General features: G+C 32.7%; 20 protein-coding genes. 13 read left to right on the forward strand and 7 right to left on the reverse strand.

Annotated elements, in window-relative coordinates:
- The first annotated feature begins 1 nt into the window (after position 1).
- The 3 genes from ABD730_RS16320 (at position 2) to ABD730_RS16330 (ending at position 5,895) form a co-directional block, all read left to right on the forward strand.
- Positions 2–358, forward strand: a complete 357-nt coding sequence (locus tag ABD730_RS16320) for a hypothetical protein (RefSeq protein ID WP_252723668.1) — start codon at positions 2–4, stop codon at positions 356–358.
- A gap of 66 nt (positions 359–424) precedes the next feature.
- Complete coding sequence (locus ABD730_RS16325) at positions 425–4,747, forward strand: CusA/CzcA family heavy metal efflux RND transporter (RefSeq protein ID WP_344715988.1); 4,323 nt, start codon at positions 425–427, stop codon at positions 4,745–4,747.
- A 2-nt stretch (positions 4,748–4,749) separates the two neighbouring features.
- A complete protein-coding gene (locus ABD730_RS16330; RefSeq protein WP_334465677.1) occupies positions 4,750–5,895 on the forward strand; it encodes an efflux RND transporter periplasmic adaptor subunit in 1,146 nt (381 codons plus the stop codon).
- Positions 5,896–6,002: 107 nt separating this feature from the next.
- Here ABD730_RS16330 and ABD730_RS16335 read toward each other — a convergent pair whose 3' ends face one another.
- Both ABD730_RS16335 and ABD730_RS16340 read right to left on the reverse strand, forming a co-directional pair.
- Positions 6,003–7,541, reverse strand: coding sequence for a glycine--tRNA ligase (locus ABD730_RS16335; protein WP_344715990.1), 1,539 nt, complete (start codon positions 7,539–7,541; stop codon positions 6,003–6,005).
- Positions 7,542–7,618: 77 nt separating this feature from the next.
- Positions 7,619–8,524, reverse strand: coding sequence for a hypothetical protein (locus tag ABD730_RS16340; protein WP_344715991.1), 906 nt, complete (start codon positions 8,522–8,524; stop codon positions 7,619–7,621).
- Between the two features lie 69 nt (positions 8,525–8,593).
- Between ABD730_RS16340 and ABD730_RS16345 the strand changes: the two genes are divergently transcribed.
- On the forward strand, positions 8,594–9,271 hold the full coding sequence (locus ABD730_RS16345) for a ComF family protein (protein WP_252723667.1): 678 nt from the start codon (positions 8,594–8,596) through the stop codon (positions 9,269–9,271).
- Between the two features lie 82 nt (positions 9,272–9,353).
- On the forward strand, positions 9,354–10,967 hold the full coding sequence (locus ABD730_RS16350) for an Ig-like domain-containing protein (RefSeq protein ID WP_334465688.1): 1,614 nt from the start codon (positions 9,354–9,356) through the stop codon (positions 10,965–10,967).
- Here ABD730_RS16350 and ABD730_RS16355 read toward each other — a convergent pair.
- From ABD730_RS16355 to ABD730_RS16365, 3 genes are all read right to left on the reverse strand, one after another.
- Positions 10,951–11,733: an amidohydrolase gene (locus ABD730_RS16355; protein ID WP_344715993.1), complete on the reverse strand. Its 783-nt coding sequence runs from the start codon at positions 11,731–11,733 to the stop codon at positions 10,951–10,953. The genes ABD730_RS16350 and ABD730_RS16355 overlap by 17 nt on opposite strands.
- A gap of 115 nt (positions 11,734–11,848) precedes the next feature.
- Positions 11,849–12,460, reverse strand: coding sequence for a hypothetical protein (locus ABD730_RS16360; protein ID WP_334465693.1), 612 nt, complete (start codon positions 12,458–12,460; stop codon positions 11,849–11,851).
- A gap of 51 nt (positions 12,461–12,511) precedes the next feature.
- Positions 12,512–13,654: a methionine aminotransferase gene (locus ABD730_RS16365; protein ID WP_334465696.1), complete on the reverse strand. Its 1,143-nt coding sequence runs from the start codon at positions 13,652–13,654 to the stop codon at positions 12,512–12,514.
- 170 nt (positions 13,655–13,824) lie between these two features.
- On the opposite strand from ABD730_RS16365, the gene ABD730_RS16370 reads away from it, so the two are divergent.
- Positions 13,825–15,954, forward strand: coding sequence for a S46 family peptidase (locus ABD730_RS16370; RefSeq protein WP_344715995.1), 2,130 nt, complete (start codon positions 13,825–13,827; stop codon positions 15,952–15,954).
- Positions 15,955–16,124: 170 nt separating this feature from the next.
- Here the strand turns inward: ABD730_RS16370 and ABD730_RS16375 are convergent, their stop codons facing one another.
- Together ABD730_RS16375 and ahcY are read right to left on the reverse strand one after the other, a co-directional pair.
- Positions 16,125–16,595: a DUF1569 domain-containing protein gene (locus ABD730_RS16375; RefSeq protein ID WP_344715997.1), complete on the reverse strand. Its 471-nt coding sequence runs from the start codon at positions 16,593–16,595 to the stop codon at positions 16,125–16,127.
- 98 nt (positions 16,596–16,693) lie between these two features.
- A complete protein-coding gene (gene ahcY / locus ABD730_RS16380) occupies positions 16,694–18,010 on the reverse strand; it encodes an adenosylhomocysteinase (protein ID WP_334465704.1) in 1,317 nt (438 codons plus the stop codon).
- 131 nt (positions 18,011–18,141) lie between these two features.
- On the opposite strand from ahcY, the gene ABD730_RS16385 reads away from it, so the two are divergent.
- The 7 genes from ABD730_RS16385 to arfB are packed head-to-tail and all read left to right on the forward strand — an operon-like array spanning position 18,142 to position 22,896.
- The gene (locus ABD730_RS16385; protein WP_344715998.1) at positions 18,142–18,768 is read left to right on the forward strand and encodes a 4'-phosphopantetheinyl transferase family protein; all 627 of its coding nucleotides are present in this window, start codon (positions 18,142–18,144) and stop codon (positions 18,766–18,768) included.
- Positions 18,768–19,508, forward strand: coding sequence for a phosphoglycerol geranylgeranyltransferase (locus ABD730_RS16390; RefSeq protein WP_334465708.1), 741 nt, complete (start codon positions 18,768–18,770; stop codon positions 19,506–19,508). The genes ABD730_RS16385 and ABD730_RS16390 overlap by 1 nt, the downstream gene beginning before the upstream one ends.
- A gap of 21 nt (positions 19,509–19,529) precedes the next feature.
- Positions 19,530–19,790, forward strand: a complete 261-nt coding sequence (locus tag ABD730_RS16395) for a hypothetical protein (RefSeq protein WP_020898157.1) — start codon at positions 19,530–19,532, stop codon at positions 19,788–19,790.
- Positions 19,774–20,406 carry a nicotinamide riboside transporter PnuC gene (pnuC, locus tag ABD730_RS16400; RefSeq protein ID WP_344716001.1) on the forward strand — a complete coding sequence of 211 codons (633 nt, stop codon included), beginning with the start codon at positions 19,774–19,776 and terminating at the stop codon, positions 20,404–20,406. The genes ABD730_RS16395 and pnuC overlap by 17 nt, the downstream gene beginning before the upstream one ends.
- Positions 20,367–20,936 carry an AAA family ATPase gene (locus ABD730_RS16405; protein WP_215926863.1) on the forward strand — a complete coding sequence of 190 codons (570 nt, stop codon included), beginning with the start codon at positions 20,367–20,369 and terminating at the stop codon, positions 20,934–20,936. Before pnuC ends, ABD730_RS16405 begins: the two co-directional genes overlap by 40 nt.
- Positions 20,933–22,492, forward strand: coding sequence for a DUF4301 family protein (locus ABD730_RS16410; protein WP_344716002.1), 1,560 nt, complete (start codon positions 20,933–20,935; stop codon positions 22,490–22,492). The genes ABD730_RS16405 and ABD730_RS16410 overlap by 4 nt, the downstream gene beginning before the upstream one ends.
- Complete coding sequence (gene arfB, locus ABD730_RS16415; protein WP_344716004.1) at positions 22,492–22,896, forward strand: alternative ribosome rescue aminoacyl-tRNA hydrolase ArfB; 405 nt, start codon at positions 22,492–22,494, stop codon at positions 22,894–22,896. The genes ABD730_RS16410 and arfB overlap by 1 nt, the downstream gene beginning before the upstream one ends.
- Positions 22,897–23,071: the final 175 nt, after the last annotated feature.

Raw genomic sequence — 23,071 nt, forward strand, 5'->3', positions numbered from 1 at the left:
TTTGATACTTTTTCAAAGTTTCAATATAGGCATAGAAGATCTTTCTAAGTTTGGAATATTATTGGAGCATGCTGAGTTTCATAAAGAAATGTACGGAGACACCTTTTATCAGTTTCTAGCAGAACATTATGGAGATGCCAAGGTTGATCACGATAATGAGCATGATGAACATCAGGATTTACCATTTAAAGATGCACATCAATTATGTTCTCACATGAGCATCCCTTTTATAAATCCTATAATTGCTTTTAATTTTACTCCTCAAAGTTTTATAAAAACTCCTTTCAACTTTTATTACACAGATTCTCATACTAATTTTGAGAAACTATCTGTTTTTCAACCACCCAAACACGCATAATTCATTTTTAGATTTTTAATCCTGTTTATTAAAACAGGCATTTATTAAATTTTATCTTTTTGAATTATGTTAGAACACATTATAAAGTTCAGCTTAAAAAACAAGCTGATTATTTTCCTGTTTACAGCATTTATTATTGGTTTTGGTGTTTTATCCTTAACCCAAATTCCTATTGGAGCTGTTCCAGATATTACTAATAACCAAGTACAAGTTATTACCACATCGAGCAATTTATCGACGCAAGATGTTGAACAATTCATTACCTATCCTGTAGAATTGGAAATGGCAAATTTGCCTGGCGTAGAAGAAATCCGTTCCGTATCAAAATTTGGCCTTTCTGTAGTTACCATTGTTTTTGAAGATGATATGGGCACCTTTCTTCCTAGACAACTGATTGCCGAGAAAATAAAATCGGCAACAGAAAAAATCCCAGAAGGTTTTGGAAGTCCAGAAATGGGACCAATCACAACAGGTTTGGGTGAAATTTATCAATACATTTTAGATGTAAAACCGGGTTATGAAGACCAATATTCTGCAACCGATCTAAGAACCATCCAAGATTGGGTTGTAAAACGCCAACTTTCTGGAATTCCTGGGGTCGTTGAAGTGAATACTTGGGGCGGATTTTTAAAACAATACGAAGTTGCCATAAATCCGAAGCAATTACATGCTATGAACATTTCGATTTCTGAAATTTACAATGCATTAGAAAAAAATAACAGTGTTGCTGGTGGTGGTTATATTGAAAAAAATGATGAATCTTTTTTTATTCGCGGTGAAGGTTTAGTGAAAACCTTAGACGATATTGAAAATATTGTAGTTAAAAATGTAACGACACCAATATACATTAAAGATGTTGCCAAAGTTGGTTTTGGAAGCGCTACACGCTTTGGAGCTATAACTGGAAATGGTGAAGGCGAAAAAGTTTTAGGGCAAATAATGATGATTAAAGATGGAAATTCTAAAGCCATCATAGATGCCGTAAAAGAACGCGTAGCATCCATACAACATACCTTACCAGAAGGTGTGTTTATCAATGGTTTTTTAGAACGTAGCGAACTCATTAACAAAACGACTTTTACAGTTTCAGAAAACTTAATTCTGGGCTCACTCATTGTCATTTTTGTGGTGGTTTTGTTACTTGGAAATCTGCGTTCAGGCTTAGTAGTCGCTTCTGTAATTCCTTTAAGTTTATTGTTTGCCATTTCTATGATGAATGTGTTTGGCGTTGACGCCAACTTAATGAGTCTTGGTGCTATCGATTTTGGAATCATTATAGATGGCGCTGTTATTATCGTAGAGTTTATTGCTTTTCAAATTATTTCGCAAAGCGATAAATTAAAAGCACTCCATAAAGAAGCAAAACAGACAGAAATTGATGCTATTACACTAAAAAGCGCCTCTAAAATGATGAATTCTGCCATTTTTGGACAATTAATCATCTTAATTGTTTTCATTCCTATTTTAGCTTTAAGCGGTGTGGAGGGCAAAATGTTTAGACCAATGGCTTTGACCTTTAGTTTTGCTTTAATTGGTGCCATGTTGTTGTGTTTAACCTACGTTCCTGTGGTAGCTTCGTTATTTCTAAAACCTAATAAACAATCATCAAAAAACGTTTCGGTACGTTTAATGAATATTATTAATAAAGGGTATCAACCTATTATTAATTGGTCCTTAGCCCATAAAAAAGTGGTCATTATAGTATCGTCACTTTTATTAGCAATTAGTGTTTTAATATTCAGTAAAATGGGAGGTGAATTTGTACCGACTTTAGATGAAGGAGATTTTGTGATTCAACCCGTACTTAAAACGGGAACTTCATTAGGAAAAACCATAGAAATTACTACAAAAATAGAACAGATTCTACTTGACAATTTCCCCGAAGTAGACCAAGTGGTTACAAGAATTGGTGCGGCTGAAGTCCCAACAGACCCAATGTCTATGGAAGAAAGTGATGTCATTATTAAACTAAAACCTAAAACGGAATGGGTCTCTGCAGCAAGTAAAGATGAATTAGCCGATAAATTTAAAGAAGCACTCGCCATAATTCCTGGCATGGATGTCGAATTCACACAACCTATAGAAATGCGTTTTAACGAACTCATTACAGGAGTTAGAGCAGATGTAGCCATTAAAATTTTTGGTGATGATTTATCCGTTTTAGCAAAAAAAGCAGATGACGTTAAAGCCTTAATTGAACATGTTGAAGGAGCTTCCGATATTATAGTTGAAAAAGTTGAGGGGTTACCACAAATGAGTGTGATTTTCAATCGGCAAAAAATAGCACGTTATGGTCTTAATATTTCAGATATAAATCATTTGATTTCAATGGGATTTGCAGGAGGAACGGTTGGTAATGTGTTTGAAGGAGAAAAGCGGTTTGATTTAGTGATGCGTTTAGATGCGCATAGTAGAAAAAATCTAGAAAGTCTTCAAAATCTATATGTTGATGTACCTAATGGCAATAAAATTCCATTGAGCGAATTGGCCGAAATTACATATACCGAAGGACCTGCTAAAATTTCTAGAGACGACACTAAACGCCGCATTGTTGTTGGTATTAATGTTAGAAATAGAGATTTAGAATCGGTAGTAGATGATGTCAGATCAATTCTCAACACCCAATTAAAACTTCCTGTTGGCTATACGATTACTTACGGAGGTCAATTCGAAAATTTACAAAGTGCTAAAGACAGATTATTAATTGTTGTTCCAATTGCCTTGGCTTTAATTTTTATACTCTTGTATTTTGCTTTTGATTCAGTAAAGGAAGCTTTAATTGTATATTCTGCCATTCCTCTCGCTGCAGTTGGTGGCATTTTATTATTATGGTTACGCGATTTACCATTTAGCATCTCGGCAGGAGTTGGGTTTATTGCACTCTTCGGAATTGCTGTCCTTAACGGCATTGTATTAATTGAACATTTTAAAGCTTTACAAGAAGAAAATGCGAATGAAACGATTGAATCCATAGTAAAACGAGGAACTACTGAACGTCTAAGACCTGTATTATTAACTGCTTTGGCAGCCGCATTAGGATTTCTACCAATGGCCATTTCAACCAATGCTGGCGCAGAAGTGCAACGCCCTTTAGCTACTGTGGTAATTGGAGGCTTATTTACCGCAACCATCTTAACCTTAGTGGTTTTACCCGTTTTATACACATGGTTTAAACAAAAAACAGTTTTAAAAATGAATAAAACAACTGTTGTTACCATTATTGGTTTTCTATGCATGTGGAATGGCAATGCACAATCTAAACTTACCGTAACACAAACTTTAGATTTAGCAATAGAAAACAACGCTAGCTTAAAAGCGTCTAAATTACAAATTGAAAAAAGCGCAGCTTTTGTTGGAAGCGCCTTTAGTTTTGATAAAACAGAGCTCTATTATAATTATGACGAAAACAATATGGCTATAAATAATGAGCCCTTAAAAGTGCTTGGTATTGCTCAAAATTTCAAATTTCCAACGGTTTATTTTGCTGAAAAAAATGTAAATAAAGCCTTGGTTAATTTAGAAGAATCTAAACACAACATACAGTTTCAGCACATTAAAAAGCAAGTTTATTCGGCTTTTTATCAGTTGAGTTATATGAAGCAGAAGGCTGAAACCTATCGGTTTTTAGATAGTTTATATCAAGACTTTGCTAAAAAATCGGCACGCCGTTTTGAGCTCGGCGAAACCAATTACCTAGAAACGATTACTGCAGAGTCTAAACAGAAACAACTTGAAACCTTGTATAAACAGGCTTTGCAAGATGTAGCGTTTTCTAAAGAGCAATTAAAAGCCATTGTACAAGTAGACACTTTAGACATTGTAGACAAAGACTTAGTAAAGCTTAACTTACAAAGCCCTTCGCTTCAAGATAATTCTGGTTTATTGTATTTTGAAAATGCTAAAAAGTATCAAAATGCACGTTATAAAGCTGAAAAGCAAAACCTATTGCCAGACCTTAATTTTGAATATTTTCAAGGAACAAACGACCAATTGAACACCCATATAAAAGGCTATCAATTTGGCATAAAAATTCCGCTACTGTTCTTTGGAAATTCTTCAAAAATTAAAGCCTTAAAAATTGCTAAAGACATTATTACAGAACAAAAACAAGATTATGAAGTGCAATTAAATGCCGAATATAAATCACTTTTAACCACACTAAGCAAATACAACGCAGCTGTAAATTATTACGATACACAAGGAAAACGTTTAAAAGATGAAATTATAAAAACAGCCAACCGCACGTTTAAAGAAGGTGAAATTGACTTTTTTCAATACATCCAAAGTTTAGAAACAGCTAAAGATATTGAGCTGTCTTATCTAGATAATTTAAACGCTTACAACCAAACTGTCATCAACATTAATTACCTTATTTTAAAACTATTTTAAAAATGAAATATCTACATATTATAATATTCGCGCTGCTTATCACAGCTTGCGGAAAAGAAAAAAACAATGTATTGGAAGTTACACCAACTGAAGAGGTTCATGAGGATATAACCGTCACACAAGCACAATTTAAAAGTGAAAACATGGCTTTTGGAAGTATAGAGGAATTTGATTTTAACGAAGGCATAAAAGTCAACGGCATGATTGATGTGCCACCACAAAACAAATCGAGTATTTCAACTTTTATTGGTGGCTACGTTACTAAAACACCTTTATTAATTGGTAGCGAAGTAAAAAAAGGCCAACTTTTAGTTACGCTTGAAAATCCTGAATATGTCGAAATTCAGCAAAACTATCTAGAAGTCGCCGAGCAATTAAATTACTTAAAATCGGAATTTAACAGACAAAAAACCCTATTTGATGAACAAATTACGTCTGAAAAAAATTATTTAAAAGCAGAAAGCACCTATAAAAGCAACTTAGCACACTACAACGGCTTACGTAAAAAATTACAGATGATGCATATTAATCCACAACGTGTAGAACAAGGCACTATTTCGTCAAGCATTAATTTATATGCACCAATTGACGGATTTGTAACTAAAGTAAACGTGAGTAATGGCACCTATGTTTCTCCAAGTGATGTTATTTTAGAAATTGTGGACACACATCATGTTCATTTGGAATTATCGGTTTTTGAAAAGGATATAATGGCTATTAAAAAAGGACAAAAAATTAGATTTCAGATTCCTGAAGCTTCAGATAAAACCTTTAATGCAGACGTTCATTTAGTGGGCACCACAATTGACGGAGAGAGTAGACGAGTTCAAGTTCATGGTCATATAGATAACGACGAAGATCATTTTATTGTTGGCATGTTTGTAGATGCTGAAATTATTACTGATAGTACAAAACGCGTAGGTTTACCAAAAGAAGCGATAATTAGCTTAGAAGAGGCTAATTATGTTCTGGTTTTAAAAACGAAAAAAAACAATGAATTTCATCTCGAAAAAGTAAAAGTAACTATTGGAAAAGCAACAGAAGACGTTGTAGAAATTTTGAATTCGGAAGGTTTAAAAAACAAACAAATCTTAGTAAAAGGTATTGGCATGTTACTTAATGAAAGTGAAGGTGGACACAGCCATTAATTCTTTTCTATTATTAACATGGTCTTTTATAAAAAAACACCCAAACGTTATAGGTTTGGGTGTTTTTCGCTAAATATGAATATTTGTAATTCTTTTTTTAAAGCAATTTACATACGTTGAAGCCAATGTTTAACATCTACTTCAGCTTTTATAATAGCTTTTAAGTCTTCAATCTTAACACGTTTTTGTTCCATAGTATCTCTATGACGAATCGTAACAGATTGGTCTTCTAAAGTGTCATGATCTACCGTAATACAAAAAGGTGTTCCATTAGCATCTTGCCTTCTGTAACGTCTTCCAACGGCATCCTTTTCATCGTAAGTCACGTTAAAATCCCATTTTAAATCGTCTACAATCTGTTTTGCTACTTCTGGTAAGCCATCTTTTTTTACTAATGGTAAAATAGCGGCTTTGGTAGGTGCTAAAACTGCTGGTAATTTTAAAACGGTTCTCGTCGTATTATTATCTAATTCTTCTTCCACTAGAGCATTTGAAAACACTGCTAAAAACATACGATCTAAACCTATAGAAGTTTCTAAAACATATGGTGTATAGCTCGCATTATCTTCATGGTCAAAATATTGAAGCTTTTTACCAGAAAATTCTTCATGTTGCTTTAAATCGAAATCTGTACGCGAGTGGATGCCTTCTAATTCTTTAAATCCAAATGGGAATTTAAATTCTATATCAGTTGCAGCATCAGCGTAATGTGCTAATTTTTCGTGATCATGGAAACGGTAATTATCTTCACCTAAACCAAGAGACTTATGCCATTTTAAACGTGCATCTTTCCAATACTCAAACCATTCTTTTTGAGTCCCTGGTTTAATAAAAAACTGCATTTCCATTTGTTCAAACTCACGCATTCTAAAAATAAATTGTCTCGCCACAATCTCGTTTCTAAATGCCTTTCCGGTTTGTGCAATTCCAAAAGGAATCTTCATACGTCCCGTTTTCTGAACGTTTAAGAAATTTACAAAAATACCTTGAGCCGTTTCTGGTCTTAAATACAAGTCCATTGCAGATTCAGCAGATGCGCCAAGTTTAGTTCCAAACATTAAGTTAAATTGCTTAACATCGGTCCAATTGCGACTTCCTGAAATAGGACAAGCAATTTCTAATTCTTCAATTAACGCTTTTACGTCTGCTAAGTCCTCTTTTTCTAAAGATTGCCCTAAACGTTTTAAAATAGTATCGATTTTTTCTTGGTAACCAACAACACGTCCGTTAGTAGAAACAAATTCTTCTTTATTAAAAGCTTCTCCAAAGCGTTTTTCTGCTTTTTTAACTTCTTTGTCGATTTTTGCTTCAATTTTAGCACAATAATCTTCTACTAAAACATCTGCTCTATACCGTTTTTTAGAGTCCTTATTATCTATTAAAGGATCACTAAATGCATCGACGTGGCCAGAAGCCTTCCATGTGGTTGGATGCATAAATATTGCAGCATCAATTCCTACAATATTATCATGCATTTGTACCATGGCTTTCCACCAATAGTCTCTAATATTTTTCTTTAATTCTACTCCATTTTGAGCATAATCATATACTGCGCTAAGTCCATCGTAGATTTCACTACTCTGAAACACGTAACCATACTCCTTTGCGTGAGAGATTACTTTTTTAAATTGATCTTCGTTTGCCATAATACTGCAAAAATAGAAAACCGCTCTGATTAACAGAACGGTTTTTCAAAAATTATATCGTTATTTATTTACTTCTATTATATTAGAATAATACTTGTACTCCCTAATTTTATATTTCTGTGAAAGATATTGATAAAATAATGTCCTTTTTGAAAAGGTTGCTCATCCTTATCTGCAATAATTGCAGTACAAATTTCTAGATTTTCGTTATCATAATTTACAATTTCTCTTTTACTGTAATTTAATGATGCATCACCAAAAACCACTTCTCCTTTATCAGAAATCACGTTTCCTTGTGGACTCACAATTTGAATATAAATATCTTTTTTTCCTTTTAATGCTAGTGGATTTTCATTCAACGTTACACACACATCAATGGCATTGGCACGTTTTGCTTTATCTGTAAAACGTTTTTTACCAGACTTTAATTTATAAGATGTTGCATTAACATTACTCGCTTTTAAAATCGCTGCATTATAAATAGATTTGTGTAATGAGTCATTGACTTCTTCCAAATCACTATTAACCACTACTAATTCATTAATAGTACTTTTATTTTTTTTAATAGTATTTAGAGCATAACGTTTTTCATTCTGCAATTTAATATTAGCAGAATTTAGCGAGTCAATGGTGCGAAGTAGCACTTTACTCTTAGATTTTAAAACTACAAGCTGCTCTTTAAACTTAGTGATAATGGATAAATCACTATTTAATAATCTTAAAGAATCTAAGGCAACCTTAGTCTCTAATTTTGCTTCTTGGAGCTGAGAAGCCATAAGATCATAGTCTTGGCTCAGTTCGTCATAACTTAATAACAAGTCTGATAGTTCGGTTTCTATCAAAACTTTTTCTTGTTTTAAGAATTCTTCATAGGATTCATTTGACTTATATTTATTAAAGCTATATATTCCTAAAACAGTTAAAACGACTAATAAAGAACTTATAATTAATCTATAGTTAAATAATTGAGGGTTAACTATCATTATTATTTTCTTAATTTAATGCGAAATTAGAGTTATTTGTACAGCGATTTTATTTTATTCGATTAAGTGATGAAAAACTTGTTAAACTTGTTCTTTCCTAAGGTTTGCGAAGCCTGTAATTATGTTTTAAGCGATAATGAGATGGTTATTTGCACATCTTGCAGACACCATTTGCCTATTACCAACTTTCATTTTGATAATGCTGAAGACGTAAAAAAGGTTCTTTACGGCAGAGTAAAATTAGAAAATGCAACAGCATTACTTCATTTTTCTAAAAAAGGAATTGTACAACAAATGCTTCATAATTTAAAGTACAAAGGCCATGAAGCTATTGGAGGCTTTTTTGGCAAATGGCTTGGCTCCGAATTAGCAACTGTTGAAGCTTACAAAACTATTGATGTTGTTGTGCCTGTACCATTGTATAAATCCAAATTGAGAAAACGCGGTTATAATCAAGTCGCTAAATTTGGTAAAGAAATAGCTAAAGCATTAAATATAGACTATAACGATAGGGTTTTAATAAAAACAAAAGCATCCAAAACACAAGTTTTTAAAGGCCGTATAAAACGTTGGAACGATGACGGAGCATTATTTGATATTTCTGAAAACAAATCTTTAACAAAAAAGCATATTTTATTGGTTGATGACATTATCACAACTGGCGCTACAATTGAAGCCTGTGCTTCTGTTTTGTTAAAAATTGATAAAATTAAGTTAAGTCTTGCTACAATGGCAATTGCCGATTGATTTTTTCGTTTTAACACTCAAAGCATATATGTTTTGAGTAAAGACATTTATATTGTTTCTTTGTGCTAAATTATTTTGATAGATGCGTTTACATTTAATGCGAATTTTAAGTCTGATTTTAATTGCAATAAGCATTATTAGCTGTGCCAATCGTGGTACACCAACAGGTGGTGAAAAAGATACAGAACCGCCTGTAATAACGCAATCTAATCCAAAGAATTATTCTACAAACTTTAAAGGAAAAACGATTAAAATTCATTTTGACGAATACGTTAAAATTAAAGATCTTAGGAAACAACTTATTATTTCTCCTCCAATGGATTTAGATCCTATTGTAACACCTGCAAGCGGAGCAAGCAAATATATTTCTATCACCATTCAAGATACTTTACAAGACAATACGACTTATGCTTTTAATTTTGGTGAAAGTATTGTAGATAACAACGAAGAAAATCCATACCCTTATTACCGCTATGTATTTTCAACAGGAAACACCATAGATTCATTATCTGTAAAAGGACATATTGAAGATGCTTTACTTAAAGAACCAGACACATTTGTTTCTGTAATGCTTTACGAGGCAGATTCTACCTATACAGACTCTATAGTTTATAAGCAAAAACCAAGATATATCACAAATACACTCGATAGTGTCACGACCTTTAATATTGAAAATATTAAGGCAGGCACTTATAAATTGATTGCTTTAAAAGACCAAAATTCTAACTATAAGTTTGATCAAAAAAACGACAAAATAGGGTTTAAAGAAGGTTTTATAACAGTGCCAGCAGATTCCACTTCTCACAAACTAACATTGTTTAAGGAAAATGTAAACTTTAAAGCCTTAAAGCCAAAGCAAGATGGAGAAACTAGAATTATTTTTCCTTATGAAGGAGACTACGAAAACATGCGAATTGAAGTCTTAAGCGACAAACCCGAAGGCTATAAAACCCGAATCGTTAAAGATAAAAAAACAGATACCTTATATTATTGGTATAAACCAAAATTTGAAATAGACACCACATTTTTCGTTGTTACAAATGAAAAATATGTAGACACTTTTAAACATCGTTTTAGAACTATAAAGGCAGATTCTTTAAAAATAACAGCCTTAACTAAAGGAACTATAAATTATGACGATGATTTTGCTATTGAAGCAAACATTCCATTAACTCAAATTGATACCACAAAAATTAAATTAACAACTAACGATTCGCTTTCTGTACCTTATAAAGTGAAGTACGACTCCATTTTTAATACCTATTTATTTGCTATTAATAAACAAGAAGGACAAAAATACGACTTTACCATGTTGCCTGGTACTTTTACTGACTTTTACGATAACACAAATAAAGACACGCTAAATTATTCCGTAAAAACAAAGATGAAATCTGAATACGGAAACATAAGAGTGAACTTAAAAAATGCTGAATTCCCTTTAATTGTTCAATTGGTAGACAATAAAGGTGAAGTGATGTATGAACAATACACTACTGACGCTCCTGCTGTAGATTTCACAAATTTAGCACCAAACCAATATGCATTACGTATTGTTTTTGACACCAATGGCAATGGCAAATACGATACAGGAAACTTCTTATTAGGTATTCAACCAGAACGGGTTAGTTATTCAGAACCCATAGACCCTGTCCGTTCTAACTTTGATTTTGTTATTGATTTTAAATTTCAAGAGTAAAATTATCTCTATCGTTTAAGAAATTTAATTTTTCTCGGTATTTTTTAATAGCCGCTTTATCTAAAGAGACCATTTCAACAACATCTTGGTTTTCTAAAATAATATCCAGCCTATTTCCTAAAACATCGTAAGCTGCAGAGTGTCCAGAATATTCAAAATTATTTCCGTCTAGTCCTACTCTATTCACTCCAATACAATAAGCCATGTTCTCGATTGCTCTTGCTTTTAACAAAGCATCCCATGCGCCTATTCTAATTTTTGGCCAATTGGCAACATAAATTATTAGATCGTAATCTTCAACATTTCTTGCCCAAACAGGAAATCGCAAATCATAACAAACTAGCGGACAAATTTTCCAACCTTTATAGCTAAAAGTTACCTTCTCTGTTCCTGCAGTATAAACCTTATGTTCTCCCGCTAAAGTAAAGGTGTGACGCTTGTTGTATGTGGTAATTGTGCCAGATGGCTCTACACAAACCATACGGTTATAAAACTTACCATTTTCAGAAATCACAAGACTTCCTATAATTACAGCTTGCTTTACCTTGGCTTGTTTTTTTAGCCAAACTATGGTGTTTCCTTCCATAGTCTCGGCAACCTCAGCAGGATTCATTGTAAAACCAGAGGTAAACATTTCTGGTAATACTACAAGATCAACGTCTGCTGAAATAGCAGCTATCTTATAACTTAGTAATCGTCTATTTTCCTCTGGGTTTTCCCAAACTAATGCCGTTTGAACAATCGCAACTTTCAATTCTGAATTCATAGCTTAAAATTACAAATTTGAATTCAAAAAAAAGCATAAAAAAAGCAACCTAAAAAATAGATACAATAATCTATCTACGTTTTAGATTGCTTTAATAAATTAATAAAGCTGACTTCTATAATTTACTTTTTGCCTTAGCTACTTTATTAGTTAGCTTATCCAGTTTATCAAGCCACTTGATTTCGTCTTGAGGCGATAGCTTACCTTTTCTTTTTAGCTTTTCGTATTTCTTTTGCGATTTTTCAAGATTGCTTTCTGCTTTTTGAAAATTCTTTTGAAGCTTTTCTTTTTTCTTTATTTCCTTTTCAGCCTTTTTCTGTGCTTTTTCTGCTTTTTTTTGAGCTTTCTCTGCTTTTTTATTCTCTTTTTCTAATTTTTCGGCTACATCTTCTTTTTTCTTTAATGCCTTCTCTTCTTCTTTCTTAAGCTTTGCAGCTGCTTTTTCAGATTTCACGGCTTCGGCCTTTGCTGTTTCTGCCTCTAATTTTGCCTTTGCTTCAACCTCTTTAGCTTTTGCCGCGGCTTCTACTTTAAGTTTTTCTGTAATTACAGCCGCTTCTTTAAAAATCAATGTTTTTTCTTCTAAAGTTAAGCTTTCAGTAACATCTTGTCCTCCTAAATAGATTTTCTCATTTTTTACTTCATACGTTTTTCCATCTTTAATTACTTCTTGTGCAAAAGTAGAAAGCGATAAACCTAAGAATAATAAGATCATATAATATTTCATGATATAAATTTTATGTTCATAGTTAAGACACAGAAATCTATAAAAAGTAACTTAAATTTTACATAAAATTTCAGAAGCCCTAATTAAAGTATCATCTGTTTTGGCAAAACAAAATCGCAATACCTTATCATCCTTACCATTATCATTAAAAACGGATAATGGAATGGCTGCAATCTTAAAGTCTCTAGTTAAGCGTTTTGCAAAATCCACATCATAATCATCTGTAATTTTAGAATAATCTAATACCTGAAAATAAGTCCCTTGTGATGGTTGAAACTTAAATCTAGATTCTGAAATTAAATTCAAAAACAAATCACGCTTCTGCTGAAAAAAAGCATTTAACCCAAGGTATGTTTTGGAGTCTTGCATATAATCTGAAATCCCTTTTTGAGATGGATGATGTACAGAAAACACATTAAACTGATGGACTTTTCTAAACTCAGACATTAATATTTCTGGCGCACAACAATAGCCAATTTTCCATCCTGTGTTATGAAATGTCTTTCCAAAAGAAGCCGTTATAAAACTGCGTTGCTTTAAATCTTCAAACAGACAAGCACTTTGATGTTGTGCATCATCAAAAACAATATGTTCGTAAACTTCATCACTTAATACAATAATATTAGTGTTATTAGTTAATTTTTGAAGTTGAAGCATATCCTCTTTAGACCATATCGTTCCACTTGGATTGTGTGGCGAATTAATAATAATCATTTTTGTCTGAGACGAAATTTTTGAAGCCACCTCTTCCCAATTCACCTTATAATTAGGTGCAGATAATTGAATCGGAATCGTTTGTCCACCATTAATTTCAACAGCAGGCTCATAGCAATCGTAGGCGGGCTTAAATATAATTACCTCATCATTTGGCCTCACAAAAGCAGAAATGATTGTATAAATGGCTTGGGTTGCTCCGGCTGTAACTGTAATTTCTTTTTCAGGATGGTAAGAGCTATTATACAATAATTCATATTTATGAGCAATAGCCATACGCAACTCTAAATTGCCTGCCATTGGTGCATATTGGTTATAACCATTATTCATCGCATTGGTAACAAAATCATTTAATTTTTGAGAACTTGGATAATTAGGAAACCCTTGTGATAAGTTTAGGGCATGATGTTCTTTTGCCAAAGCACTCATTACAGTAAAAATGGTTGTACCAACATTGGGTAATTTTGAATTGAAATTCATGTGTTTATATGTATTATCTTTTAAGAGTCACATGCTGGTAGTTAAAATCATTTGCTAGGATATTGAAACTTTTCACATGTTGTTTCATAAAAAGTAGTCTTTATATACAAAAACATTAAAGATATAAAACAAGCTTTTCTATCTTTACAAAAACTAATAAAATATTAATCATGCGCTTATTAAAAATTCTTTTTCTTTTCGTTGTTTTTCAAGCTTCTGCTCAACAAGGCGGTATGTGGATTCCTTCACTTTTAGAAGGTATGAATGAAGACGAAATGCAAAATTTGGGCAGTAAATTAACCGCTCAAGATATTTACGATGTTAACAATTCTAGCTTAAAAGATGCCATTGGTCATTTTAATGGTGGTTGTACTAGTGAAGTGATTTCTGACCAAGGTTTAGTACTTACCAATCACCATTGTGGTTATGGTCAAATTCAATCCCATTCATCATTAGAAAACGATTATTTAAAAGATGGATTTTGGGCCATGAATTTGGAAGAAGAATTACCAAATAATGGTTTATTTATTGAATTTATTGTGAGTATACACGATGTATCAGAAGTGGTTTTAAAAGGTATTACCGATACCATGACTGAAACAGAAAAGCAATCTCTAATTTCTAAAAACAGTAATGCAGCCATGAAAACATGGCCAAGAGAATCGTGGCAAGATGTAAAAACAAAAGCCTTTTACGAAGGAAATCAATATTTCCTTTTTGTTACAGAACGTTTTGATGATATTCGTTTGGTTGGTGCTCCGCCAAGTAGTATTGGTAAGTTTGGAAGTGACACCGACAACTGGGTATTCCCAAGACATACTGGCGATTTTTCTTTGTTCAGAATTTACGCCGATGCTAATAATCGTCCGGCAAAATACAGCAAAGACAACAAACCATACAAGCCAAAACATTTTCTTCCTATCTCTTTAGATGGTGTTGAAGAAGGCGATTTTACTATGGTGTTTGGTTTCCCTGGAACCACAAGTGAGTATTTACCAGCTGTTGCCATAGAACATATCACAAAAGATTACAACCCTACGAACATTGCAATTCGTGAAGCAGCTTTAAAAGTCATTGATCAAAAAATGAAAGAAAGCGATGCCGTTAGAATTAAATATGCCTCTAAACAAGCGAGAATTGCTAACGCATGGAAAAAATGGATTGGAGAAAACTTAGGTATTAAAAGAAGTAATGCTGTTGAAAAACGTCGCGAATTTGAAGCAACATTCACTAAAGCTTTAAAAGAAAAAGGACTTGAAGACAAATACGGAAATATTCTTCCTGAATTTGATAAACTTTATAAAGATTTTGCCCCAATTAATATTAAACGCAGAAACTTTATTGAAGTCTTTTTAGTGACTAATGAGCTTATGCAAATGACCTTTAGAGCTTACCAGGTTGAGCAAGCCTTAATTGCCAATCCTGAAAATCTTGAAAGAGGAAAAACCGTTTTAACAGGTCAGTTAGAGAGCATTCATAAGAATTACGATGTTAATTTAGACAAAGGTGTGTATCAAAATGTAATGCCTTTATACGGAAAACCTGTAGATGCCTCAATTTACGATAAAACAGCATTTACCAACTTAGAATCGGCTTTACAATTACTTGAAGGTGATACAGAGACTGTAATTAAAAATCTAAATAACGATGCTGCTTATGCGTATGCAAAACCAATAATCGAAGAATTTTTCAATACTATTGATGCTGAATACCAACAAAAAAATGCTCCTATAACAGCATTGCAAACACAATATATGACAGCACTTATGGAAGCGTTACCTAACGAGCGTTATTTTCCAGATGCAAATAGTACACTTCGTGTCACTTACGGCCAAGTAAGAGGCTATTCACCAAGAGATGCTGTGTATTACAATCCTGTAAGCTATTTAGATGGTGTCATTGAAAAATACATTCCAGATGATTACGAATTTGATGTACCTCAAAAATTAATTGAACTATACGAAGCCAAAGATTACGGACAGTATGCAGACAGCAACGGAAAAGTACCTGTTTGCTTTTTAGGAACGAATCACACAACTGGTGGAAACTCAGGAAGTCCTGCGATTGATGCTCATGGGAATTTAGTAGGCTTAAACTTCGACAGAGTTTGGGAGGGAACCATGAGTGACATGAATTACGATCCGGAAATTTGCCGAAACATTATGGTAGATTTACGTTATGTACTTTTTATTGTTGATAAATATGCTGGAGCAAAACATCTGATTGATGAGATGAAATTGGTTCACCCTAAAACCGATAACTCTAAGAAAAAGAAGAAAAGAAAGAAGAAGAAAAAGTAATCAGTTCTTTAGTCTTCTGTAGGTCTTTAACGACTTATATAATTAAAAAGCCCTCACAGGTTTAAACTTGTGAGGGCTTTTTATAGCTTGATATAAGCTTCTCTATACCGTTCTATCACATTTGATTTGTCTTTACACTGCATCGAGAATCTATAAGCCTTACAAACTATTTACTTCAATATCTGCTTTATAATTTTTAAATGATGATTGGTGTGCGCATCTAAGAATTGTACAACTCTTGATTTATTTACATTGCCAAACAAAGGGTGTTTAAAATAAGCATTGTTGTCTAAACTTGATATTGTTTTTATCTGCGCTCTCGCTTCTGCTAATTGTAATATAATATCAGCTTCTAAAATGACTTCAGGCGGTGTCACATATTTTGGAGCTTTTGCTTTTCCTCTTGGAAAGAATCTAAATTTCAATAACAACTTACCTATAAAACTAAAATTATCCTTATACAAGGCTGGATCTGAATCCTCCATATTTTTCACAACAGCATTAATCACTTTTAAACTATGATCTATATGCCATGCCACATTCGCTTTTGAAACACTTGTGTTTATAGCTTTACTTTTAGGAATTAAACCTTCTAAAACATCTAATTTCTTTTGCAAAACGGTACTGTTAACTGCACTCATTTTAATTTTTTATTGAAAGGTAACTATAATAAAAAAAATCCCAAACACTAATGCTTGGGATTTTTCAATTATAAGATTTCTGCTTGCGCAGGAATTTATTAGTATCTGTAATGCTCAGGCTTATAAGGACCTTCAACTGTTACACCAATGTATTCTGCTTGGTAGTCTTTTAACTCCGTTAACTCAACACCTATTTTTTCTAAATGTAATTTAGCCACTTTTTCATCTAAATGCTTTGGTAACATGTATACGTCATTGTCGTACTTATCACTGTTTTTCCAAAGTTCAATTTGCGCTAAAGTTTGGTTTGTAAATGAATTACTCATTACAAAACTTGGGTGACCAGTTGCACAACCTAAGTTTACTAAACGACCTTCTGCAAGAATGATAATGTCTTTCCCATTAATGTTATACTTATCTACTTGTGGCTTAATCGTATCTTTAGTGTTACCATGGTTTTTATTTAACCAATCCATTTGAATTTCGTTATCAAAATGACCAATGTTACAAACAATAGTTTTGTCTTTCATGGCTTCAAAATGCTCTGCACGTACAATATCTTTATTTCCAGTAGTTGTAATAATGATATCTGAATTAGCAACAACAGTTTCTAATTTCTTTACTTCAAAACCATCCATAGCAGCTTGTAAAGCACAAATAGGATCAATTTCAGTAACAGTTACAATAGAACCAGCACCTTTAAAAGAAGCCGCTGTACCTTTACCAACATCACCATAACCACAAACAGTAACACGTTTACCAGCTAACATAATATCTGTTGCACGACGAATAGCATCTACTGCAGATTCCTTACAACCATATTTATTATCAAACTTGGATTTTGTTACAGAATCGTTTACGTTAATTGCTGGCATTGTTAATGTACCATTTTTAACACGCTCGTAAAGTCTGTGAACTCCCGTTGTCGTTTCTTCAGATAAACCTTTAATTCCAGCAGATAACTCTGGGTATTTATCTAAAACCATATTGGTTAAATCACCACCATCATCTAAAATCATGTTTAATGGTTTACGATCTTCACCAAAGAATAATGTTTGCTCAATACACCAATCAAATTCTTCTTCTGTTAATCCTTTCCATGCATAAACCGCAGTTCCTGCAGCAGCAATTGCAGCAGCAGCTTGATCTTGCGTAGAGAAAATATTACAAGAACTCCAAGTTACTTCAGCACCAAGAGCTTGTAACGTTTCTATTAAAACTGCCGTTTGGATTGTCATATGTAGACAACCAGCAATTCTTGCTCCTTTTAAAGGTTGCTCATTTTTATATTCTTCACGTAAACTCATTAAGCCTGGCATTTCTGCTTCAGCCAATTCAATTTCTTTTCTTCCCCAAGCCGCAAGCGACATATCCTTTACCTTATTAGGTACGTAAGCAACTGTTTTTGTACTCATATTATTTTCTTTGTTTATATATTTTGAAACACCTTTGGGGTTAACACTTAAATAGTTAAATTCGCTTATCTAAAAAACGCTTAATCCGCCTTAGGCGATGCAAAGATAATCAATAACATTCATAATTCTAAATGCCACTATACAAATCCATTAGTGTAAATTCACAAACTACTGTTAAAATCTGGAAGATTGAAGAATCTTATGACGCATTATTTCAACCCTTAGATTTAAAACCACAAAGTTTACAACGTGTGTTAAGCATGAAAAGTGAGTTACATCAACGTGGTTTTTTAAGTGTTAGACATTTATTGCACGAGTTTGGATACACAGATCAGGATTTATATTATGACGAAAACGGAAAACCGCATCTTAAAGATGGTAAACACATTTCTATAACACATTCATTTACATTTTCTGGAGTCATTATAAGTGATGCTGAGGTTGGTATTGATATTGAAAAACAGCGTGAAAAGATAGGAATTATTGCACATAAGTTTGTCGATTATGAATCTAATTATGTAAAACCTACGGACGAAGATTATATTAATAGACTTACCGTCATTTGGGGAATAAAAGAATCCCTTTACAAACTTTTTGCTACTCCTGGCATGTTATTTAAAGAACATTTTTTAGTCATCCCGTTTATGATAGAGGATGGCTGTACAGTAGCGTGGATAGATTATAAAAACAAAAAATATAGATACCATACAGCGTTTTTAGAATTTGAAGGTTTTACTTGTGCTTATGTCATTCCTTAATGAATAGTATTTATAAAAATATAACCGCTTCAAAAGCTAAAGATGAAAAATTGTTAGCCGTTTTGATTGATCCTGATAAGATGAATCTTAATGATGCTTCTCGTTTCATCTCTAAAGTAAACCAATCGATAGCAACTCATATTTTTGTTGGAGGAAGTGAAGTTGATGAAGGCTTAACAGACTCCTTAGTTATTGAGGTAAAAAAATACACCAATCTACCAGTAGTTTTATTTCCCGGTGACGTCATTCAAATAACAGACAAAGCCGATGGAATCTTATTTTTATCCTTAATTTCTGGTCGAAATCCTGATTATTTAATAGGAAAACAAGTAGAAGCTGTTTCAAAACTGGCCAAGACCAATCTTGAAATTATTCCAACAGGTTATTTGCTTATTGAAAATGGAAAAGAAACGGCCGTACAACGTGTAAGTGAAACAAAACCCATACAACGAAAAGACCTTCAAACCATAAAAGATACCGCAAAAGCAGGAGAATTATTAGGCCTGAAACTTATCTATCTCGAAGCTGGTAGTGGAGCAACACATGCTATTGAGCCTCATATTATTTCCGAAGTTAAACAACAATTAAACATTCCTCTAATCGTTGGTGGAGGTATAAGAACCAAAACAGAAATAGAAGCTGCCTACAAATCAGGAGCAGATATCGTCGTAATTGGAACTGCTTTTGAAGATAACGAAGCCTTTTTTGATAAATTGAAAAAACAGCAAATACACAACTAATAAATAGTTAAGACAAGGACAATGAAGATATCCATCGAATTACAATTATCACCATTAAAAGACGATTACGAACCTCATATTATTGATTTTATAAAACACTTACGAGCTTCAGAATTCACGGTTTTAGAAAACCCTTTGAGTACTCAAATTTATGGCGATTACGATACATTAATGCCGTTTTTAACTCAAGAAATAAAACGTTCATTTTCAGAAATTGATATTGCCGTATTACAAATGAAAATTGTAAAAACAGACCGAAGCGACTATGAACCACATTTTTGATTTTCTTTTTTCGCAATATTCTGATTACGAAACCACTGATATTGTTTTAGAAATTGTAGCCGTTATTTTTGGGTTTTTATCGGTTTGGTATTCCAAACAGAATAAACTTCTTGTTTTCCCAACAGGAATGATAAGCACGCTGATTTTTGTTTACCTACTACTAAAATGGGAACTCCTTGGAGATATGATGATCAACGCTTACTACTTCTGTATGAGTGTTTATGGTTGGTATATATGGACACGTAAAGTAGATGCCACACACGTTACTCAAATATCAAAAACCACTAATAAAGAAAAAATACTAAGCCTTGCCATATTCTTAGCAACCTTAGTGTTTGTATTCATTGTATATAAAAGCTTTGACAAATGGAATGGCTGGGTAGCTTATGTAGATACCATAACAACAGCTATATTTTTTGTAGGCATGTGGTTAATGGCAAGGAAAAAAATAGAAAATTGGATCTTCTGGATTATTGGCGATGTGATTTCTGTACCTTTATATTTGTATAAAGGATTCACATTCACAAGTTTTCAATATTTAGGATTTACAGTTATAGCAATATTTGGTTATTTAGCATGGAAAAAAAGCTTAAACAACAAGCTAGCAACTGCATAAAAGTAGTATTATTTGGCCCAGAGTCTACAGGTAAAACAACATTATCTCAACAACTCGCCAGACACTATAACTCCGTTTGGGTGCCAGAATATGCTCGTGAATATTTACAAGATAAATGGAATAACGAACGCAAAACATGCGAACCTAAAGATTTATTGCCCATTGCAATTGGCCAGATGAATCTCGAAAACAAATTAGCTAAAAAAACAGATTCTGTTTTAATTTGCGACACCGATTTACTTGAAACTAAAGTTTATAGCGAAGTTTATTACTCAGGAACATGTGACCCGATTTTAGAAGCACATGCTCTAAAAAACTCTTACGATATTTACTTTTTAACCTATATTGACACCCCGTGGGAAGCTGATGACCTAAGAGACAAACCCAATGAACGCGAACGTATGTTTAATGCTTTTGAAACAACTCTAAAAACGCATAATAAACCTTATATTTTATTAAAAGGAAGTAAAGAGAAACGTCTTAAAATTGCAATACAACATATTGACAACCTACTATTGAACAAATTATGAAGTTTACCAAAAAAGACATAAAACAAATTGAATCTAAAGATTTAAACTTAGATGTTGTAAAAAAACAGATTCAAATTTTCGAAACTGGAATTCCGTATACAAACATTTCAAAGGCCGCGACTATTAACAATGGCATTACGGTATTAAACGATACTTTAATTGAAGAATATATTTCCTTATTTGAAAAAGAAAAAGACAACAAATCGTTATTAAAATTTGTTCCAGCATCTGGAGCAGCAACTAGAATGTTTAAATTTCTATTTCAATTTGTTAATCAATATAATTCCAATGAGCAATCGCTCAATTCTTACATCAATAGAAATAACCTTAGAGAATTATCTCTTTTTATGGTTGGAATGGAAAAATTTCCGTTTTACAATCAAGTTTTAAAACTGTTGAAATCTAAAAACATAGATTTTAAAACCTTGCCTAATACAGAAAAAGTATGGCAATTTGCAAGGGCCATGTTGGATCAAGATCAATTAAATTTTGGAAATCAACCTAAAGGCTTATTACCTTTTCATCAGTATAAAAAAAATCATATATCTACAGCTTTTGAAGAACATTTATACGAAGCTGCTTTGTATGCATCAAGTAACGGCTTAGCTAAGTTGCATTTTACCATTTCAGAAGATCATCAAAACAAATTCAAAAAAGAATTTAAAAAAATCCAACAAGATATTGAACAAAACACAGGAGTTAAATTCGATATTTCTTTTTCATATCAACAAAAATCAACAGATACAATTGCTGTAACTTTAAACAATAAACCCTTTCGGGACAAAGATGGCTCAATATTATTTAGACCCTCTGGACATGGAGCCTTATTAAAAAATCTAAATGCACTCGATGCTGATATTATTTTTGTTAAAAACATAGATAATGTTGTTGTTTATAAATATAAAGAAGAGGTTGCTACCTATAAAAAAATACTCGCGGGAATTCTTTTAAAATTGCAATCTAAAGCATTTGAATATTTACACGATTTAGATTCTGAAAACATTACGGAAGATAATTTAGCTGCTATTGAACATTTTATAACGGAAGAATTAAGTATTAAAATATCTGATGAGTATAGAAAATATACTGATTATTATAAAATTGAATACTTACATGAAAAACTAAACCGTCCGATCCGAATTTGTGGTATGGTAAAAAATGAAGGAGAGCCTGGAGGTGGTCCTTTCTGGGTAAAAGATCATAAATCTAACCAATCACTTCAAATAGTAGAGTCGGCACAAATCAATTTAAAAGATCCAAAACAAGAAGAAATTCTTAAAAACGCTACGCATTTTAATCCTGTAGATTTAGTTTGTGGCGTAAAAAACTATAAAGGTGAAAAGTTTAATTTAGAAAATTATGTCGATCACAATGCCGCTTTTATAACTCAAAAAACTAAAAATGGTAAGGACTTAAAAGCCTTAGAATTACCTGGACTTTGGAATGGAAGTATGGCACATTGGAATACTATTTTTGTTGAAGTTCCTATTATTACTTTTAACCCAGTAAAAACAGTAAACGATTTATTAAAATCACCACATCAAATTAAAGAATAGTGGATGTAACCTTACTTAAATCTGAATTAACCTATAAATACGTTCGAAGCTCGGGAAGCGGAGGACAACATGTAAATAAGGTATCTTCAAAAGCTGAATTATACTTTGATCTTGAAAACTCATCCGTTTTTAATGACGAAGAAAAACAAAAGCTTTTCGAATTTTTCAATAATCGCTTAACCAAAGATGGTGTTTTAATTCTAGCCTGTGACGAAAGTCGAAGTCAATTTAGAAACAAAGCTTTAGTCACACAACGCTTTATAGAATTGATTGAAGAAGGTTTAAAAGAAGAGAAAATACGTATTCCAACAAGAATTCCTAGAGGAGTTAAAAAGAAACGCTTAAAAAATAAGCGTATCCATGCTGATAAAAAAGCAAATCGGAAGCCTCCAACACTTGAGTAAACGCTCAATTCTTTTCACTAAAATATTAGAGTTTCAAAGCTTTACGTTTGCACTATCTTACCCGACGTTTTTGTGTCAAAAAAAAATCAAATTTCCTCATTCGTAATTCTAAAATCCGTTATATCTTTGCCGCGTTCTCAATAAAGGGGTGCCAATAAGTGGCTGAGATCATACC

It is taken from the genome of Winogradskyella damuponensis (genome assembly GCF_039538385.1).
Classification (GTDB): Bacteria; Bacteroidota; Bacteroidia; order Flavobacteriales; family Flavobacteriaceae; genus Winogradskyella; species Winogradskyella damuponensis.

Bases quoted from the DNA above. Each gene is read 5' to 3' on its own strand.
- ABD730_RS16325 (WP_344715988.1), top strand. From the start codon at position 425: ATGTTAGAACACATTATAAAGTTCAGCTTAAAAAACAAGCTGATTATT.
- ABD730_RS16330 (WP_334465677.1), top strand. From the start codon at position 4,750: ATGAAATATCTACATATTATAATATTCGCGCTGCTTATCACAGCTTGC.
- ABD730_RS16335 (WP_344715990.1), bottom strand. From the start codon at position 7,541: ATGGCAAACGAAGATCAATTTAAAAAAGTAATCTCTCACGCAAAGGAG.
- ABD730_RS16340 (WP_344715991.1), bottom strand. From the start codon at position 8,524: ATGATAGTTAACCCTCAATTATTTAACTATAGATTAATTATAAGTTCT.
- ABD730_RS16345 (WP_252723667.1), top strand. From the start codon at position 8,594: ATGAAAAACTTGTTAAACTTGTTCTTTCCTAAGGTTTGCGAAGCCTGT.
- ABD730_RS16350 (WP_334465688.1), top strand. From the start codon at position 9,354: ATGCGTTTACATTTAATGCGAATTTTAAGTCTGATTTTAATTGCAATA.
- ABD730_RS16355 (WP_344715993.1), bottom strand. From the start codon at position 11,733: ATGAATTCAGAATTGAAAGTTGCGATTGTTCAAACGGCATTAGTTTGG.
- ABD730_RS16360 (WP_334465693.1), bottom strand. From the start codon at position 12,460: ATGAAATATTATATGATCTTATTATTCTTAGGTTTATCGCTTTCTACT.
- ABD730_RS16365 (WP_334465696.1), bottom strand. From the start codon at position 13,654: ATGAATTTCAATTCAAAATTACCCAATGTTGGTACAACCATTTTTACT.
- ABD730_RS16370 (WP_344715995.1), top strand. From the start codon at position 13,825: ATGCGCTTATTAAAAATTCTTTTTCTTTTCGTTGTTTTTCAAGCTTCT.
- ABD730_RS16375 (WP_344715997.1), bottom strand. From the start codon at position 16,595: ATGAGTGCAGTTAACAGTACCGTTTTGCAAAAGAAATTAGATGTTTTA.
- ahcY (WP_334465704.1), bottom strand. From the start codon at position 18,010: ATGAGTACAAAAACAGTTGCTTACGTACCTAATAAGGTAAAGGATATG.
- ABD730_RS16385 (WP_344715998.1), top strand. From the start codon at position 18,142: ATGCCACTATACAAATCCATTAGTGTAAATTCACAAACTACTGTTAAA.
- ABD730_RS16390 (WP_334465708.1), top strand. From the start codon at position 18,768: ATGAATAGTATTTATAAAAATATAACCGCTTCAAAAGCTAAAGATGAA.
- ABD730_RS16395 (WP_020898157.1), top strand. From the start codon at position 19,530: ATGAAGATATCCATCGAATTACAATTATCACCATTAAAAGACGATTAC.
- pnuC (WP_344716001.1), top strand. From the start codon at position 19,774: ATGAACCACATTTTTGATTTTCTTTTTTCGCAATATTCTGATTACGAA.
- ABD730_RS16405 (WP_215926863.1), top strand. From the start codon at position 20,367: ATGGAAAAAAAGCTTAAACAACAAGCTAGCAACTGCATAAAAGTAGTA.
- ABD730_RS16410 (WP_344716002.1), top strand. From the start codon at position 20,933: ATGAAGTTTACCAAAAAAGACATAAAACAAATTGAATCTAAAGATTTA.